The sequence below is a fragment of the Herbaspirillum hiltneri N3 genome (assembly GCF_001267925.1).
GTDB classification, from domain to species: Bacteria; Pseudomonadota; Gammaproteobacteria; order Burkholderiales; family Burkholderiaceae_D; genus Herbaspirillum; species Herbaspirillum hiltneri.
On record NZ_CP011409.1, the window covers coordinates 2569682 to 2584140 of the forward strand.

Below are 14459 nucleotides of genomic sequence, written 5' to 3' on the forward strand. Positions count from 1 at the left end.
ATTCACGTTTCCGAACACTGTTACAAATTGGTTTTAGATAGGAGAGCAGCATGACCATCGCTGACGTCAAGAAAAACACCGAACAAAAAATGAGCAAGTCGATCGACTCGCTGCGCGCCGACCTGGCCAAGGTGCGTACCGGTCGCGCCCACACGGGCATCCTGGATCACGTCCAGGTGGAGTACTACGGCTCGCCGACGCAACTGTCGCAAGTCGCCAATCTGACGCTGATCGACGCCCGTACCATCGGCGTCCAGCCGTTTGACAAGAAGATGCTGGCCGTCATCGAGAAGGCTATCCGTGAAGCCGACCTGGGCCTCAATCCGGCGACTCAGGGCGATTTGATCCGTGTGCCGACACCGGCGCTGACCGAAGAACGCCGCAAGGAAATGGTCAAGCTGGTCAAGGGCGAAGCCGAAGACACCAAGATCTCGATCCGCAACATCCGTCGCGACGCGAACGAAAGCCTGAAGAAGCTCGTCAAGGACAAAGTTTGCTCCGAAGACGACGAGCGCCGTGGTCAGGAAGATATCCAGAAACTGACCGACAAGTTCGTCGCCGAAGTCGACAAGCTAGTGGTCGAAAAAGAAAAAGAAGTGTTGACGGTGTAAGCGCGTTATCGCTGTTGTTTATGCGATGATGAAGGGATCGGCTGCGTTTCGGGCTGATGTCGACATCATCGCGCATCTGGATTTTTACACTGTATGACTCATAAAAGCTCAACCCAGGCGGTGCCCCAGGTTTCATCGGTGCCGCGCCACGTCGCCATCATCATGGATGGCAATGGACGTTGGGCGACCAAACGCTTCCTGCCGCGTGTGGCGGGGCATGTCAAGGGCGTCGATGCCGTGCGCGACATCGTCGAGGCATGTTCCCAGCGCGGCATCGAATACCTGACGCTGTTTGCCTTCAGCTCCGAGAACTGGCGCCGTCCGGCCGATGAAGTATCGCTGCTGATGCGCCTGTTCATGACGGCGCTGGAGCGCGAGGTCAGCAAGATGCACGCCAACGGCATTCGTCTGCGCGTAGTCGGCGACCTCAGCCGTTTTGACGCCAAGCTGCAGGACATGGTGGCCAAGGCCGAGGCGCAGACCGCCGGCAACACGCGTCTGACGCTGACCATCTGCGCCAATTACGGCGGCCGCTGGGACATCATGCAGGCGGTCGGCAAGATGCTTCGCGAGCAGCCCGGCGCGACCGATTTTTCCGAAGAGCAGTTGACTCCCCATCTGGCGATGGCTTACGCGCCCGAACCGGATCTGTTCGTCCGCACCGGTGGCGAAGAGCGCATTTCCAATTTCCTACTGTGGCAACTGGCCTATAGCGAACTGTATTTCACCGAAACGTACTGGCCCGATTTCGATGGGGCCGAGCTGGACAAGGCGATCGAGTCGTATCGCCAGCGCGAGCGGCGCTTCGGTCGGACCAGCGAGCAATTGGTCGAGCAGAAAAAGGCTTCCTGATGCTAAAAACGCGTGTCATCACGGCGTTGGTTCTCCTGGCAATCTTATTGCCTGTACTCTTCCTGAATAATTTTTTTGCTTTTGCTACCGTCACGGTGGCGTTCTTCGCTGCCGGCGCCTGGGAAAGCTTGCGGCTGTTCCGCTATTCGCGCGCTGAGCTGTGGGCCGGTTTCTGGACGGTCGGCTACGCCGTGGTGGTGTTCGTCAGCGGCTTGCCAAGCGTACGCAGCCTGTTCGCGGTGTGCGTGGCACTGTGGGTGATCCGTTTTGTTCCCGCGCTGAAATTGGGCTTGCCGCCACTGAAGACGCCCGCCAATCGCCTGCTCAGCATTACCTATACGCTGGCCTTGCTGGGTTGCTTCATTGCCATCGTTTCCCTGTTTCAACATTCTCCGCTGTATTTGCTGTCGGTCATGGCGATTGTCTGGATTGCCGACATCGGTGCGTATTTCGCCGGGAAAGGCTTCGGCCGCCACAAGCTGGCGCCGTCGATTTCTCCGGGCAAGTCCTGGGAAGGCGCGGTCGGCGGCTGGCTGGCGGTGCTGGTTGCGGCTGCGGCGACGGTGATGTACCTGGACGGCGACACCTTCTCCGGACGGCTGTACGAGCGTTTCGGCTGGCTCGGTTTCATCGCCGTCATGAGCGTGCTGGTGGCTGCCAGCGTCGTCGGCGACCTGTTCGAATCGCAGCTCAAGCGTCGCGCCGGCTTCAAGGACAGCAGCAATTTGCTGCCGGGACATGGCGGCGTGCTGGACCGGATCGATGCGCTGATCCCCGTCCTGCCGCTGGCGGCGTTGATCGATCTCTGGTTGTAGGAGTTTCATGCAGGCAATTTCCGTTCTCGGCTCCACTGGTTCCATCGGCGTTTCGACCCTGGACGTGGTCGGGCGTCACCCTGAGCGTTATCGGGTGTATGCATTGACTGCGCATTCGCGCGTTGACGAACTGGCGGCGCAATGCCTGCGCTTCGATCCGCAGGTTGCCGTAGTCGGCACTGCCGAAGCCGCCGCCCGGCTGCAGCAAAAACTGCGTGCGCAAGGGCTGCGTACCGAGGTCGCTTACGGCCCGCAGGCGCTGTGCGATGTCGCCGGCGCAGCCGGCTGCGACATGGTCATGGCGGCGATCGTCGGTGCTGCCGGCCTGGCTTCGACGCTGGCTGCAGCACGCGCCGGCAAAAAAATTCTCCTCGCCAACAAGGAAGCGCTGGTCATGTCGGGCCAGCTACTGATCGACACGGTGGCCGAACACAAGGCCACGCTGCTGCCGATCGACAGCGAGCACAACGCGATTTTCCAGTGCCTGCCGCACGATTTCAGGCGTTCGCTGGACGATGGCGGCATCGCCAAGATCCTGTTGACGGCATCCGGCGGACCTTTCCTCAAGCGGGCGGTCGAAACGCTCGACAGCGTCACGCCGGACGAGGCGGTGGCACATCCGAAGTGGGTCATGGGCCGCAAGATCTCGGTCGACTCCGCGACCATGATGAACAAGGGGCTGGAGGTCATCGAGGCGCACTGGCTGTTCGGTGCGCCGGCAGACCGGATCGAAGTCATGATTCATCCGCAGAGCGTGATCCATTCGATGGTGTCCTACATCGACGGCTCGGTGCTGGCGCAACTGGGCAATCCCGACATGCGTACGCCCATCGCCAATGCCATGGCCTACCCGGAACGCATCGCCTCCGGGGTGGCCCAGCTGGATCTGGCGCAGATCGGCCAACTATTTTTCGAACGTCCCGACCTGGCGCGTTTTCCGTGTCTCAAACTGGCGTATGATGCACTGCACGCCGGTGGCAGCTCGGCGGCGATCCTCAACGCCGCCAACGAAGTTGCCGTGGAGGCATTCCTGAATCAGGAAATCGGCTTCCGCATGATCGATCAAGTGATCGCTCGTGTCATGGATAAGCTGCCCCACGGTCCGGTCACCGATATCGATGCGCTGATCGAGCAGGACAAGATCGCGCGTTCCGTGGCGCAATCCTGCCTGACTCTATGATTTCTACGTCATGAACCTGTTGCACACCTTGCTGGCTTTTGTTGTTGCACTCGGCACACTGGTAGTTGTCCATGAGCTCGGCCACTATTGGGTGGCGCGGCTTTGCGGGGTCAAGGTCCTGCGTTTTTCGGTGGGCATGGGACGTATTGTGTGGTCGCGGCGTTTTGGCCCGGACCAGACCGAATGGGCCTTGTCCATCCTGCCGCTGGGCGGCTATGTCAAGATGCTCGACGCGCGCGAGCAGGATGTCAGCGAGATGGCGCCGGAAGATCTCAAGCGCGAATTCACGCGCCAATCCGTCTGGCGCCGCATCGCTATCGTCGCTGCGGGTCCGTTGGCCAATTTCATCCTCGCCATCCTGTTGTTCGCCGGACTGTTCATGCACGGTATTCCGGAACCTCTTCCCAAATTGCGCGCCATGGCGGAGCAGAGTGCTGCTTACCAGGCGGGCTTGCGTGGCGGCGAAACCATTACCGCAGTCAATGGCGAGCCGGTACACGCGTGGACCGAAGTGCGCTGGCAATTGATGCAGCACGTGCTGGAAAAGACGCCGGCGCGTCTCGACGTCGAAAGCGATGCTCCAAACGGCGGCAAGCTGATCAATACCGTCAGGTTGCCGCTCGACGGCATATCCACCGAAGATCTGGAAGGCGACTTCCTGGCCAAGCTGGGCTTGTCGCTGGCGCGTCCGAAGGCGATCCTGGGCAAGATCATGGACGGTCCGGCCATGCAGGCCGGTCTGCAAAAGGGTGACCTGATCCTCGCCGTGAACGGTGCGCCGGTCAAAGATGGCCTGGCGCTGGTCGAGCTGGTGCGCGCTTCCCCGGGCAAGCCGCTGGCGCTGCATGGCCTGCGCGGCCAGAGCGAATTCCATGTCACGGTGACGCCCGATACGCTCACCGACAATGGCCAGACCATCGGCCGCATCAAGGTCGAAGTACCGCTGGCTCCCGAAATGACGGTAGTCAGCGATCCACCCTGGACGGCCATTACCAAGGGGGCGGAAAAGACCTGGGACACCAGCGCCATGACGCTCAAGATGATCGGAAAAATGATCGTCGGGCAAGTTTCATGGAAAAATATCACCGGCCCGATTACCATAGCAGATTACGCCGGCCAGACCGCCAAAGTCGGCCTGGTCAGCTACCTGAGCTTCATAGCGTTCATCAGCATCAGTCTGGGAGTGATGAACCTGCTGCCCATCCCGGTTTTAGATGGCGGGCATTTGCTGTATTATTCGCTGGAGATTTTGACCGGCCGTCCTGTTTCTGAGCGCTTTGGGGAAATTGCTCAACGCGCCGGTATGGGTATTCTGATGATGCTGATGCTCGTGGCCGCATTCAACGACATTGTGCGTCTGATGTTTTAAGGGTTCGTTCCAAGCCGTCCGGGTCGCCCGGATGGCTTTTGACTTTACATATGTTCGGTCATTTCAGCGCTTCGTGAAGCGACCGGCAAAAAACATAGTTCATAAGATAGCTAATGAAATTACATTCCGCGCATTTCCCTGCACCGATCTTTTCCCGTAGCCTGATCGCCGCCGCAGCGTTGACCCTTTGTACAGGCCAGGCGTTTGCCGTCGAGCCGTTCGTGGTCAAAGACATTCGTGTCGAAGGCATTCAGCGTACTGAAGCAGGCACCGTTTTCAGCTATCTGCCGGTGCGGGTAGGGGACACGTTCACGGATGAAAAGGGTACTGCCGCGATCAAGGCGCTGTACGCCACCGGATTCTTCAAGGATGTGCGCGTCGAAGCAGAAGGCGACGTGCTGGTGGTGCAAGTTGAAGAACGTCCGGCCATCGCCAGCGTCGACTTCTCCGGCATCAAGGAATTCGACAAGGAACAATTGACCAAGGCGCTGAAGGAAATCGGCGTCGCGGAGTCACGCATTTTCGACAAGTCGCAAGTGGATCGCGCCGAACAGGAGCTGAAGCGTCAATACCTGTCGCGCGGCTTGTATGGCGCCAAGGTCACCACCACCATCACGCCGGTCGAGCGCAATCGCGTCGCCGTCACGTTTGCAGTGGACGAAGGCGACGTGTCGCGCATCAAGCAAATCAACGTGGTCGGCAACAAGGCGTTCTCGGACGGCACGCTGCGTGATCAGCTCAAGCTGACCACACCAGGCTGGTTCACCTGGTACACCAAGGCCGATCAATATTCCAAGCAGAAGCTCGCCGGCGATATCGAATCGCTGCGTTCTTACTATCTGGACCGCGGCTATCTTGAAATGCAGATCGAATCGACCCAGGTCTCGATCACGCCCGACAAGAAAGACATCTACATCACCATCAATATCAACGAAGGCGAGAAGTACACCGTCTCCGACATCAAGCTCGATGGTGAAATGTTCGGCATGGAAGGCGATCTGGCCGGGCTGGTACAGTTGAAGAAGGGCGATATCTATTCCGGTTCCAAACTGACCGACAGCACCAAGAAAATCAGCGAACGCCTCGGCAACTTCGGCTACGCCTTCGCCAACGTCAACGCCAATCCGAACGTCGATCGCGAGAAGAAGGAAGTCGCCTTCACGATCATGGTCGATCCGGGCAAGCGCGTCTACGTGCGCCATATCAACATCGCCGGCAACACCAAGACCCGCGACGAAGTGATCCGCCGCGAATTCCGCCAGTTTGAAGACTCGTGGTACGACGGCGAAAAGATCAAGCTGTCGCGCGATCGCGTCGACCGTCTCGGCTATTTCAAGGAAGTCACCATCGAGACGCCGGAAGTACCGAACAGCAGCGATCAGATTGACGTCAACATGAAGGTCGAAGAAAAGCCGACCGGCAACATCATGATCGGCGCCGGCTTCTCGCAAACCGACAAGCTGAGCCTGACCGGTTCGATTTCGCAGGAAAATGCCTTCGGCAGCGGCAACACAGTCGGTATCGAAGTCAATACCAGCTCGCGCTATCGTACGATCGCCGTGTCGCAGACGAATCCTTACTTTACCGATGACGGCGTCAGCCGCACGTACGAAGTATTCCTGCGTACGATTCGTCCTTCCGCGTACACCACCGGCGATTATCGCGTGAAGACGATCGGCGGCAACGTCAAGTTCGGCGTGCCGTTCTCCGAATTGGACCGCATCTTCTTCGGCGTTGGTATCGAAAATACCAAGGTTGATACCGACAGCACCAGCCCGAGTCTGTACCGCCAATACGTGCGCGACTTCGGCGCCGGTGGCGTGGCGGGCTGCGATGTCGTGAACGACGGCTCCTGCGGCGTGGGTACTGCGTCGACCACCAGCTTCCCGCTGACTGCAGCGTGGCAGCGCGACAGCCGCGACAGCGCATTGGTGCCGACCAAGGGGCGTTACCAGCGTGCCAATCTGGAGTTGTCCGCCGTCGGTACCTTGAAGTACTATCGCGCCAGCTACCAGCACCAGTACTTCCAGCCTTTCTGGGCGAACGCCGCAACGATTGCGTTCAACGGCGAAGTTGATTACGGCAAGGGCATTGGCGGCAAGCCTTATCCTATCTTCAAGAATTACTATGCCGGTGGTATCGGTACTGTACGTGGCTACGAAGCGTCATCGCTGGGTAACCTGAAAGACCAGTACGGCGATTCGATGGGTGGCGCCTCGCGGCTCATCGGTAGCGTAGAATTGCAATTCCCGTTCCCTGGTTCGGGTCAGGATCGCAGCCTGCGCTGGTTCACCTTCCTTGACGGCGGTAACGTATTTGCAGACCGTGAACGCATCAAGATCAACGATCTGCGCTATTCGACAGGTTTGGGCATCAGCTGGATCTCGCCGATCGGTCCATTGAAGTTGAGCTATGGCAAGCCGTTGAACTTGAAGCAGGGTGACAAGTCCCAGAACTTCCAGTTCCAGCTCGGCACCGGTTTCTGATCGCAGGATCAGTCAGTGGCATAATTGAAATCTGTATTACGGAGAATGACCTTGAAGTTTATTACCAAATCATTGTTGTCGATGCAGGCTGCGACGCTGGTCGCTGGCGTGCTGTCGTTTGCAAACGTGCAAGCCCAGGAGTCGAAAATCGCGTTCGTCAGTACCGAGCGTATTTTCCGCGAAGCAGTGCCTGCCAAGGCGGCGCAAACCAAACTGGAAGCCGAATTCGCCAAGCGCGAAAAGGATATCGCCGACATGGCTGCACGTTTGAAGGCGCAGTCTGACAAGCTCGACAAGGACGCTGCAATCCTGTCTGAATCGGACCGTGTAAAACGTCAGCGCGACCTGGGCGACCTGGACAAGGAATTCCAGCGCAAGCAGCGTGAATTCCGCGAAGATCTGAACCAGCGCCGTAACGAAGAGTTGTCGGTGGTCCTGGAGCGTACGAACAAGGTGATCCGCCAGATCGCTGAAGCAGAAAAGTACGACATCGTGTTCCAGGAAGCTGTCTATGCCAGCAAGCGCATCGACATTACTGACAAGGTTCTGAAAGAACTGTCGAAGTAATACCGTAATTCGAACGCAATTCATCACATGTTCACCCCAGGCGCGCAGATTGTACCGAGAAGATCTCTTCAATCTGCGTTGCCTGAGCAGGTAACGGAATAATCTACGAAGGCCAGCATGAGTATTCGGCTAGAACAGTTGGTCGAACGCTTGGGTGGCCAGCTTAAAGGCAATGCGCAGATCGAGGTCGGCGGCATTGCTCCTCTGGACGCCGCGACATCGTCGCACATGACGTTCCTCTCCAATCCCAAGTTTCGCGCACAGGCAGAGCAGACGCAGGCTGCGGTACTGATTTTGTCCGAAGCGGACGATGAAGCCATTGTCGCCTATCAGGGCGCGCGCATCGTCACCAGGAATCCTTACGCGTATTTCGCCAAGGCGGCTCAGCTGTTTGCGGCCCAGGCTGCGATTCCGGTTGCAGCCGGAATCCACTCCAGCGCTTGCGTTGATCCTGACGCCAGGGTGGCGGCGAGCGCCGTGATCGGTCCGCAGGTCGTCATCGAAGCCGGCGCCGTGATCGGCGAGCGCGCTGTCATTGACGCCGGTAGCTACATCGGCCGCAATGCGCGTATCGGCGCCGATACGCATTTCTATGCGCGCGTGACCTTCCATTCCGATTGCGAAATCGGCGAACGCGGCATTGTCCATTCCGGCGCCGTGATCGGCGCCGACGGCTTCGGCTTCGCCAACGAGAGCGGCGTCTGGGTCAAGATTCCGCAAGTGGGCAGAGTAGTGATCGGCAATGACGTCGAAATCGGCGCCAACACCACCATCGACCGCGGCGCCTTGTCCGATACGGTGCTGGAAGACGGCGTCAAGCTCGACAACCAGATCCAGATTGCGCACAACTGCCATATCGGCGCGCATACGGCGATTGCGGCTTGCGCCGGCATCGCCGGCAGCGCCAAAATCGGCAAATATTGCTCGATCGGCGGTGCTGCCATGATCCACGGTCACATCACCATTGCCGACCGGGTGCATGTGTCGGCCGGCACGCTGGCATTGCGTTCCATTCTGGAGCCGGGACAATATACCGGCTTCTATCCCATCGCCAAGCACGGAGAATGGGAAAAATCAGCAGCATTGGTGCGCAATCTGGGCACAATGCGTGAGAAAATCCGTGCGTTGGAAAAAACGATCAAATCGCTTACAGCGCAGCCTACTGAGCAAAAAAATGACTAGTCTCGACATCAATCAAATCAAAGAATACCTCCCGCACCGCTATCCCATGTTGCTGGTGGACCGCGTCCTCGAATGGGAAAGCGGCAAGGACATTACCGCCATCAAGAACGTGACCGTGAACGAAGAGTTCTTCAACGGCCATTTCCCCCACAAGCCGGTGATGCCGGGCGTGCTGATGATCGAAGCGCTGGCACAGACCGCCGCGCTGCTGTCGTTTCTGACCGAAGGCCGCAAGCCGGACGCCAGCACCGTAGTGTATTTCGTCGGTATCGACAATGCGCGCTTCAAGCGTCCGGTTGAACCGGGCGACCAGTTGAAGATGCACGTGGAGATCACGCGTCGTGCACGTGGTATCTGGAAATACAGGGCTGTCGCGACCGTCGACGGCCAGGTGGCCGTCGAAGGCGACCTGATGTGTACCATGCGTAACGCCAACGACGCCAGCCAGGCGGGTTGATTCATGTCGCGCATTCATCCTACCGCTGTGATCGAGTCGGGCGCGCAGCTCGACTCGTCGGTCGAGGTTGGTGCCTATTCGGTCATCGGCGCCAATGTGCGCATCGGCGCCGGCACCAAGGTCGGTCCGCACGTGGTGATCGAAGGCCATACGACAATCGGCCGCGACAACCAGATCTTCCAGTTCGGTTCACTGGGCGCTGCGCCGCAGGACAAGAAATACGCCGGCGAACCGACCCGTCTGGAAATCGGCGACCGCAACACCATCCGGGAATTCGTCACCTTCAATCTGGGCACCACCCAGGATGCCGGTGTCACGCGCCTTGGCGACGACAACTGGATCATGGCTTACGTGCATATTGCGCACGATTGCCAATTGGGCAACAACATCATTCTGGCCAACAACGCCACGCTGGCAGGGCATGTCCATCTGGGTGACTGGGTGTTCCTTGGCGGCTTCACGTCGGTGCACCAGTTCTGCAAGATCGGCGCGCACGCCATGACGGCGTTTACTGCGGCCGTGAGCCAGGACATTCCACCGTTCGTGACGGCAGCGGGTAACCGTGCCGTGCCGGCCGGCATCAACAGCGAAGGCCTGAAACGTCGCGGTTTCACGCCCGAGCAGATTGCCGCAATCAAGCGGGCCTACAAAGCCATCTATCGCTCCAGCCTGCCGTTGGAAGAAGCCCGGCAGGCGTTGCAGCAGCAAGAAGAAAATTCCCCTGAATCCGCCGCCTACATCCGCCTGATGCGTGAATTCATCGCCTCGTCCTCTCGTGGCATCATTCGATAACATGTCCATCGCCATGGTCGCCGGCGAAAGCTCGGGTGATCTGCTGGCGAGCCGTTTGCTGTCCGGCTTGCGTCCACGCCTGCCGGATGCGCGTTTGCACGGCATCGGCGGACCTCATATGGCGGAACACGGTTTCGTGAGCGATTGGCCGATGGACAAGCTGACCGTACGCGGCCTGTTCGAAGTCGTGCCGCGCTATCGTGAACTCAAGGGCATACAGAACACGCTGCGCGACCAGTTGCTGGCCGAGCGGCCGTCCGTGTTCATCGGCATCGACTATCCCGGTTTCAATCTCGGCCTCGAGCAGCAACTGCGTGACGCAGGCATCCCCACCATGCATTTCATCGGTCCGCAAATCTGGGCATGGCGCGGCGGACGCATCAAGAAAATCGCACGTGCGGTGTCGCACATGCTGGTGATCTTCCCATTCGAGGAAGAGATTTATCGCAAGGCCGGCATACCGGTGACCTACGTCGGCCATCCGTTGGCGGAGATCATTCCGATGGAACCCGACCAGGCCGGCGCGCGTGCTGCATTGGGCTTGCAGCAGGACCGCCGCGTCGTGGCGATCCTTCCGGGCAGCCGCATGTCCGAGCTCAAGTACAACACCGCCAGCTTCCTCGGCGCGGCCAGACTGTTGCGCCGGCGCGAGCCCCAATTGCAGTTCGTGGCGCCGATGGCGGGCGACAAGCAGCGTGCGTATTTCGAACAATTGATTGTCGAGACCGGTAGTGCCGATCTCGGCATCCACGTCATCAGCGGCCAGTCGCATGCGGCAATGGAAGCCGCTGACGCCGTTCTGGTGGCTTCCGGCACCGCGTCCCTGGAAGTGGCCTTGTACAAGAAACCGATGGTGATCGCCTACAAAATGATGCGTGCATCGTATGCCATCATGCGCCACATGAACTACCAGCCCTGGGTCGGTCTGCCGAACATCCTGGCGCGCGAATTCGTCGTGCCGGAATTGCTGCAGGACGCGGCTACGCCGCAGGCGCTGGCCGACGCGCTGTGGAAGCAACTGGATGATCCGGCGCATTGCCGGAACCTGCGCCAGCGGTTTACCGACATGCACCACAGCTTGCTGCGCGACACCGCCAACGCCAGCGCACAGGCGGTCTGCGCCTTGCTGGACCGGCAGCGCGCGCGATTGGCGCCGGGAGGGTAGGCATCATGGCGAAAAAACAAGATCTCAATCTGTCCCTGTTTGCGTTCGACGACTATGCGGGCGAGACCGTGTGCGGCGTTGACGAAGCAGGACGCGGCCCCTTGGCGGGACCGGTATTTGCCGCCGCCGTCATTCTCGATCCGGCGCGGCCGATTGTCGGTTTGCGTGATTCCAAGAAACTCTCCGAAGCCAGCCGCGATGCGCTTGCGCTCGAAATCAAGGATCGCGCCATCGCGTGGGCGATTGCTGAATGCTCGGAAGATGAAATCGACCAGCTCAATATCCTTCACGCCAGCATGCTGGCCATGCGCCGCGCCGTCGAAACGCTCAAGACCATCCCCACGCTGGCGCTGATCGACGGCAACCGCTGTCCGGTGATGACGATACGCTCGGAAGCCATCATCAAGGGCGACGACAAGGTGCCGGCAATCTCGGCAGCATCAATCCTCGCCAAGACCGCACGCGACGCCGCCTTGCTGGTGTTGCATGCGCAATATCCTCACTATGCCTTCGACCAGCACAAGGGTTATCCCACGGCACTGCATCTGGAGCGTCTACGCCTGCACGGCGTTTCGCCGGTGCATCGCAAGTCGTACGCGCCCGTGCGCGCTTTGCTGAACGCGGCCTGAAGGTGAGGCGATGAAAACGATTTCCTCGCGCGACAATGCGCTGTACAAGGAACTCAAGCAACTCGCCACCAGCGCGCAGGCACGGCGCAAGGTCGGGCGCAGCCTGCTTGACGGAGTGCATCTGGCGCAAGCCTATTTACAGGGTGGCGGCAAGCCTGAGTTCTGCATCGTCGCCGAGAGCGCACTGCATCACGCCGAAGTAGCGCCCGTGCTGGCGCAATGCGAAGCGGCAGGCAGCCAATGCATTTGCCTTCCCGATGCGCTCTACCAGGCGGCAAGCCAGGTCGAAAACGGCGTCGGCCTGTTGCTGGTGATTGCCACGCCGCAGCCGTCCGCGCCGTCGGCGCTGACGATGTCCGCCGTATTGCTCGATGGCTTGCAGGATCCCGGCAATCTGGGATCCATCCTGCGTAGCGCTGCGGCTGCCGGCATCCGCCAGGTGTTTTGTTCTGCAGGCACGGCAGCGGCGTGGTCTCCCAAGGTCTTGCGTGCCGGCATGGGGGCGCATTTTCAGCTTGAGATATTCGAGGGCGCTGACCTGCTGAGCCTGTGCAAGGGCAGTGCAGTTTCCGTCCTTGCGACCAGCTCCTACGCGCAAAAAACCATCTATCAGACTGACCTGACGCAAGCTGTCGCCTGGCTGTTCGGCCATGAAGGCCAGGGCGTCGCTGACGATTTGCTAGACGCCGCCAGTGACAAGGTAGTGATTCCGCATCTCGGCGAAATGGAGTCGCTCAATGTCGCGGCAGCAGCAGCGGTATGCTTCTTCGAGCAGGTCCGGCAAAAGCAGGGCGCCGCTTCCTGAGTCGGCGATGAACTTCCAGTCGCCGGATCTCCATGCCTATTTCAGCGGACGCTGGACGTTTTCCCGCACCATGGTCGGCGCCGACGACGTACTGATCGGTGAAGCGGAAGGTGCGGCCGAGTTCCTGCCGGTGTCCGGCATGTCTCTTTTGCATTACAAGGAAGCGGGGCAGTTGCGCCTCGCAGCCGGCCAGCGCGTGGTCGGTTTTTCGCGGCGCTTCGACTATGAGGTTGCAGGCGACATGGTGCATGTCGCGTTTGCCGACGGCATGCAGCTTGGGCAGGCTTACCAGAGTTATCGCTACGATGCGGTGGAACAGGCCTTGCTGCCGGTGGAGACGCATCTCTGCATCCTGGATCGCTACGACGGCAGCTACCGCTTGACGAATGCCGATAGCTTCGAATTGCGCACGCGCATCGACGGTCCGCACAAGGATTATCGGGTGCACACGCATTTCACCAGGCAGCCCGGCTAGTTTGCGTGCGCTATGGCGACTTGCGCGATCAGCGTGTTTCCGGCTTGATTTCCTGCAGGATGGTGGCGGCGATCTCTTCGATCGACTTGGCCGTGGACGACATCCAGCGAATACCTTCGCGGCGCATCATCTTTTCTGCTTCGTTGATTTCATAGCGGCAGTTTTCGATGGCGGCATACTTGCTGCCGGGACGGCGTTCATTGCGCACTTCCGACAGGCGTTCGGCGGCAATGGTCAGGCCGAAGATCTTCTTCTTGAAATTCACCAGCCCGCTCGGCAGCTTGTCGCGCTCGAAATCCTCGGGAATCAGCGGGTAGTTGGCCGCCTTGATGCCATACTGCATCGCCAGGTACAGGCTGGTCGGCGTTTTGCCCGAGCGCGACACGCCCACCAGGATGACGTCGGCGCTGGCCAGGTTCTTGTTCGACTGGCCGTCATCGTGCGCCAGTGAGAAATTGATCGCTTCGATGCGGTTTTTGTATTCTTCCGAATCGGCGGTGTTGTGGCTGCGGCCGATGGTGTGGGTCGACTTGACGCCGAGCTCCTGTTCCAGCGGTTCCACGAAGGTCTGGAACAGATCCATATGCATCGCCCGCGACTGGCGAATGACCGCCGACAGATCCGCTTTCACCAGCGTCGAAAACACGATCGGCGCCTTGCCGTCGACTTCGGCGACTTCATTGATGCGGCGCGTGGCGTCGTAGGCCTTGTCCAGCGTATCGACGAAGGGCAGGCGCACTTGCTTGAAGCGCAGCTCGAACTGGCTGAGGACGGAATGGCCCAGGGTTTCCGCCGTAATGCCGGTGCCGTCCGAAACGAAGAACACCGTGCGGTTGGCGGGCGGCAACGGGACCGGGCAGGAAGACGGAGCGAGATCGAGCATAATGTTGTTAAAAAGAAAACAATAAAAAATAAGGAAGGGGAGTGAAAAAAAAGCTGGCTACCCTGTAAAATGCCATGCAACAGATTGAGAAGCTAGCTCAAAATGACCCTGAATGTGCTGCGCAAGTTGACCGAAACCATCTGGATGTTTGCCGTTGCAAACACCTTCGGAACTGCCGCGCGCCGTCTGAG

At 59.4% G+C, this 14459-nt stretch carries 15 protein-coding genes; 14 read left to right on the forward strand and 1 reads right to left on the reverse strand.

The genetic code is table 11. From position 1 onward, the window contains the following. Positions 1-50: 50 nt before the first annotated feature. The 14 genes from frr (at position 51) to F506_RS11740 (ending at position 13385) form a co-directional block, all read left to right on the forward strand. Complete coding sequence (gene frr / locus F506_RS11675; protein WP_053197634.1) at positions 51-611, forward strand: ribosome recycling factor; 561 nt, start codon at positions 51-53, stop codon at positions 609-611. 93 nt (positions 612-704) lie between these two features. Further along, positions 705-1463, forward strand: coding sequence for a polyprenyl diphosphate synthase (gene uppS / locus F506_RS11680; RefSeq protein ID WP_083457787.1), 759 nt, complete (start codon positions 705-707; stop codon positions 1461-1463). Continuing rightward, positions 1463-2278, forward strand: coding sequence for a phosphatidate cytidylyltransferase (locus F506_RS11685; protein ID WP_053197636.1), 816 nt, complete (start codon positions 1463-1465; stop codon positions 2276-2278). The genes uppS and F506_RS11685 overlap by 1 nt, the downstream gene beginning before the upstream one ends. 7 nt (positions 2279-2285) lie before the next feature. Beyond that, positions 2286-3458 carry a 1-deoxy-D-xylulose-5-phosphate reductoisomerase gene (ispC, locus tag F506_RS11690; protein ID WP_053197638.1) on the forward strand — a complete coding sequence of 391 codons (1173 nt, stop codon included), beginning with the start codon at positions 2286-2288 and terminating at the stop codon, positions 3456-3458. Positions 3459-3468: 10 nt separating this feature from the next. Further along, positions 3469-4827 carry an RIP metalloprotease RseP gene (rseP, locus tag F506_RS11695; protein ID WP_053197640.1) on the forward strand — a complete coding sequence of 453 codons (1359 nt, stop codon included), beginning with the start codon at positions 3469-3471 and terminating at the stop codon, positions 4825-4827. Between the two features lie 113 nt (positions 4828-4940). Then, positions 4941-7313, forward strand: a complete 2373-nt coding sequence (gene bamA / locus F506_RS11700) for an outer membrane protein assembly factor BamA (RefSeq protein WP_053197642.1) — start codon at positions 4941-4943, stop codon at positions 7311-7313. Between the two features lie 45 nt (positions 7314-7358). After that, complete coding sequence (locus F506_RS11705) at positions 7359-7880, forward strand: OmpH family outer membrane protein (RefSeq protein WP_407638182.1); 522 nt, start codon at positions 7359-7361, stop codon at positions 7878-7880. A 117-nt stretch (positions 7881-7997) separates the two neighbouring features. Then, complete coding sequence (gene lpxD, locus F506_RS11710) at positions 7998-9062, forward strand: UDP-3-O-(3-hydroxymyristoyl)glucosamine N-acyltransferase (RefSeq protein ID WP_053197644.1); 1065 nt, start codon at positions 7998-8000, stop codon at positions 9060-9062. Beyond that, on the forward strand, positions 9055-9519 hold the full coding sequence (gene fabZ, locus F506_RS11715; RefSeq protein WP_053197646.1) for a 3-hydroxyacyl-ACP dehydratase FabZ: 465 nt from the start codon (positions 9055-9057) through the stop codon (positions 9517-9519). The genes lpxD and fabZ overlap by 8 nt, the downstream gene beginning before the upstream one ends. A gap of 3 nt (positions 9520-9522) precedes the next feature. Continuing rightward, complete coding sequence (gene lpxA / locus F506_RS11720) at positions 9523-10311, forward strand: acyl-ACP--UDP-N-acetylglucosamine O-acyltransferase (protein ID WP_053197648.1); 789 nt, start codon at positions 9523-9525, stop codon at positions 10309-10311. Position 10312: 1 nt separating this feature from the next. Further along, the gene (gene lpxB / locus F506_RS11725) at positions 10313-11476 is read left to right on the forward strand and encodes a lipid-A-disaccharide synthase (protein ID WP_053197650.1); all 1164 of its coding nucleotides are present in this window, start codon (positions 10313-10315) and stop codon (positions 11474-11476) included. 5 nt (positions 11477-11481) lie between these two features. Next, entirely contained in the window at positions 11482-12105 is a 624-nt protein-coding gene (rnhB, locus tag F506_RS11730; RefSeq protein ID WP_053197652.1) for a ribonuclease HII, read from the forward strand. A gap of 10 nt (positions 12106-12115) precedes the next feature. After that, a complete protein-coding gene (locus F506_RS11735; protein WP_053197655.1) occupies positions 12116-12910 on the forward strand; it encodes a TrmH family RNA methyltransferase in 795 nt (264 codons plus the stop codon). A gap of 7 nt (positions 12911-12917) precedes the next feature. Then, positions 12918-13385 (forward strand): DUF6314 family protein, encoded by a 468-nt coding sequence (locus F506_RS11740; RefSeq protein ID WP_053197657.1) that lies wholly within the window; start codon positions 12918-12920, stop codon positions 13383-13385. Between the two features lie 28 nt (positions 13386-13413). Here F506_RS11740 and ppsR read toward each other — a convergent pair whose 3' ends face one another. Then, a complete protein-coding gene (gene ppsR / locus F506_RS11745; RefSeq protein WP_053197658.1) occupies positions 13414-14268 on the reverse strand; it encodes a posphoenolpyruvate synthetase regulatory kinase/phosphorylase PpsR in 855 nt (284 codons plus the stop codon). Between the last annotated feature and the right edge of the window lie 191 nt (positions 14269-14459).

What these genes read in the sequence shown, in the direction of transcription:
- lpxA (WP_053197648.1), top strand. Translation starts at nt 9,523, where the DNA reads ATGTCGCGCATTCATCCTACCGCTGTGATCGAGTCGGGCGCGCAGCTC.
- rseP (WP_053197640.1), top strand. Translation starts at nt 3,469, where the DNA reads ATGAACCTGTTGCACACCTTGCTGGCTTTTGTTGTTGCACTCGGCACA.
- frr (WP_053197634.1), top strand. Translation starts at nt 51, where the DNA reads ATGACCATCGCTGACGTCAAGAAAAACACCGAACAAAAAATGAGCAAG.
- F506_RS11740 (WP_053197657.1), top strand. Translation starts at nt 12,918, where the DNA reads ATGAACTTCCAGTCGCCGGATCTCCATGCCTATTTCAGCGGACGCTGG.
- ispC (WP_053197638.1), top strand. Translation starts at nt 2,286, where the DNA reads ATGCAGGCAATTTCCGTTCTCGGCTCCACTGGTTCCATCGGCGTTTCG.
- F506_RS11705 (WP_407638182.1), top strand. Translation starts at nt 7,359, where the DNA reads ATGACCTTGAAGTTTATTACCAAATCATTGTTGTCGATGCAGGCTGCG.
- lpxD (WP_053197644.1), top strand. Translation starts at nt 7,998, where the DNA reads ATGAGTATTCGGCTAGAACAGTTGGTCGAACGCTTGGGTGGCCAGCTT.
- F506_RS11685 (WP_053197636.1), top strand. Translation starts at nt 1,463, where the DNA reads ATGCTAAAAACGCGTGTCATCACGGCGTTGGTTCTCCTGGCAATCTTA.
- bamA (WP_053197642.1), top strand. Translation starts at nt 4,941, where the DNA reads ATGAAATTACATTCCGCGCATTTCCCTGCACCGATCTTTTCCCGTAGC.
- rnhB (WP_053197652.1), top strand. Translation starts at nt 11,482, where the DNA reads ATGGCGAAAAAACAAGATCTCAATCTGTCCCTGTTTGCGTTCGACGAC.
- ppsR (WP_053197658.1), bottom strand. Translation starts at nt 14,268, where the DNA reads ATGCTCGATCTCGCTCCGTCTTCCTGCCCGGTCCCGTTGCCGCCCGCC.
- lpxB (WP_053197650.1), top strand. Translation starts at nt 10,313, where the DNA reads ATGTCCATCGCCATGGTCGCCGGCGAAAGCTCGGGTGATCTGCTGGCG.
- F506_RS11735 (WP_053197655.1), top strand. Translation starts at nt 12,116, where the DNA reads ATGAAAACGATTTCCTCGCGCGACAATGCGCTGTACAAGGAACTCAAG.
- fabZ (WP_053197646.1), top strand. Translation starts at nt 9,055, where the DNA reads ATGACTAGTCTCGACATCAATCAAATCAAAGAATACCTCCCGCACCGC.
- uppS (WP_083457787.1), top strand. Translation starts at nt 705, where the DNA reads ATGACTCATAAAAGCTCAACCCAGGCGGTGCCCCAGGTTTCATCGGTG.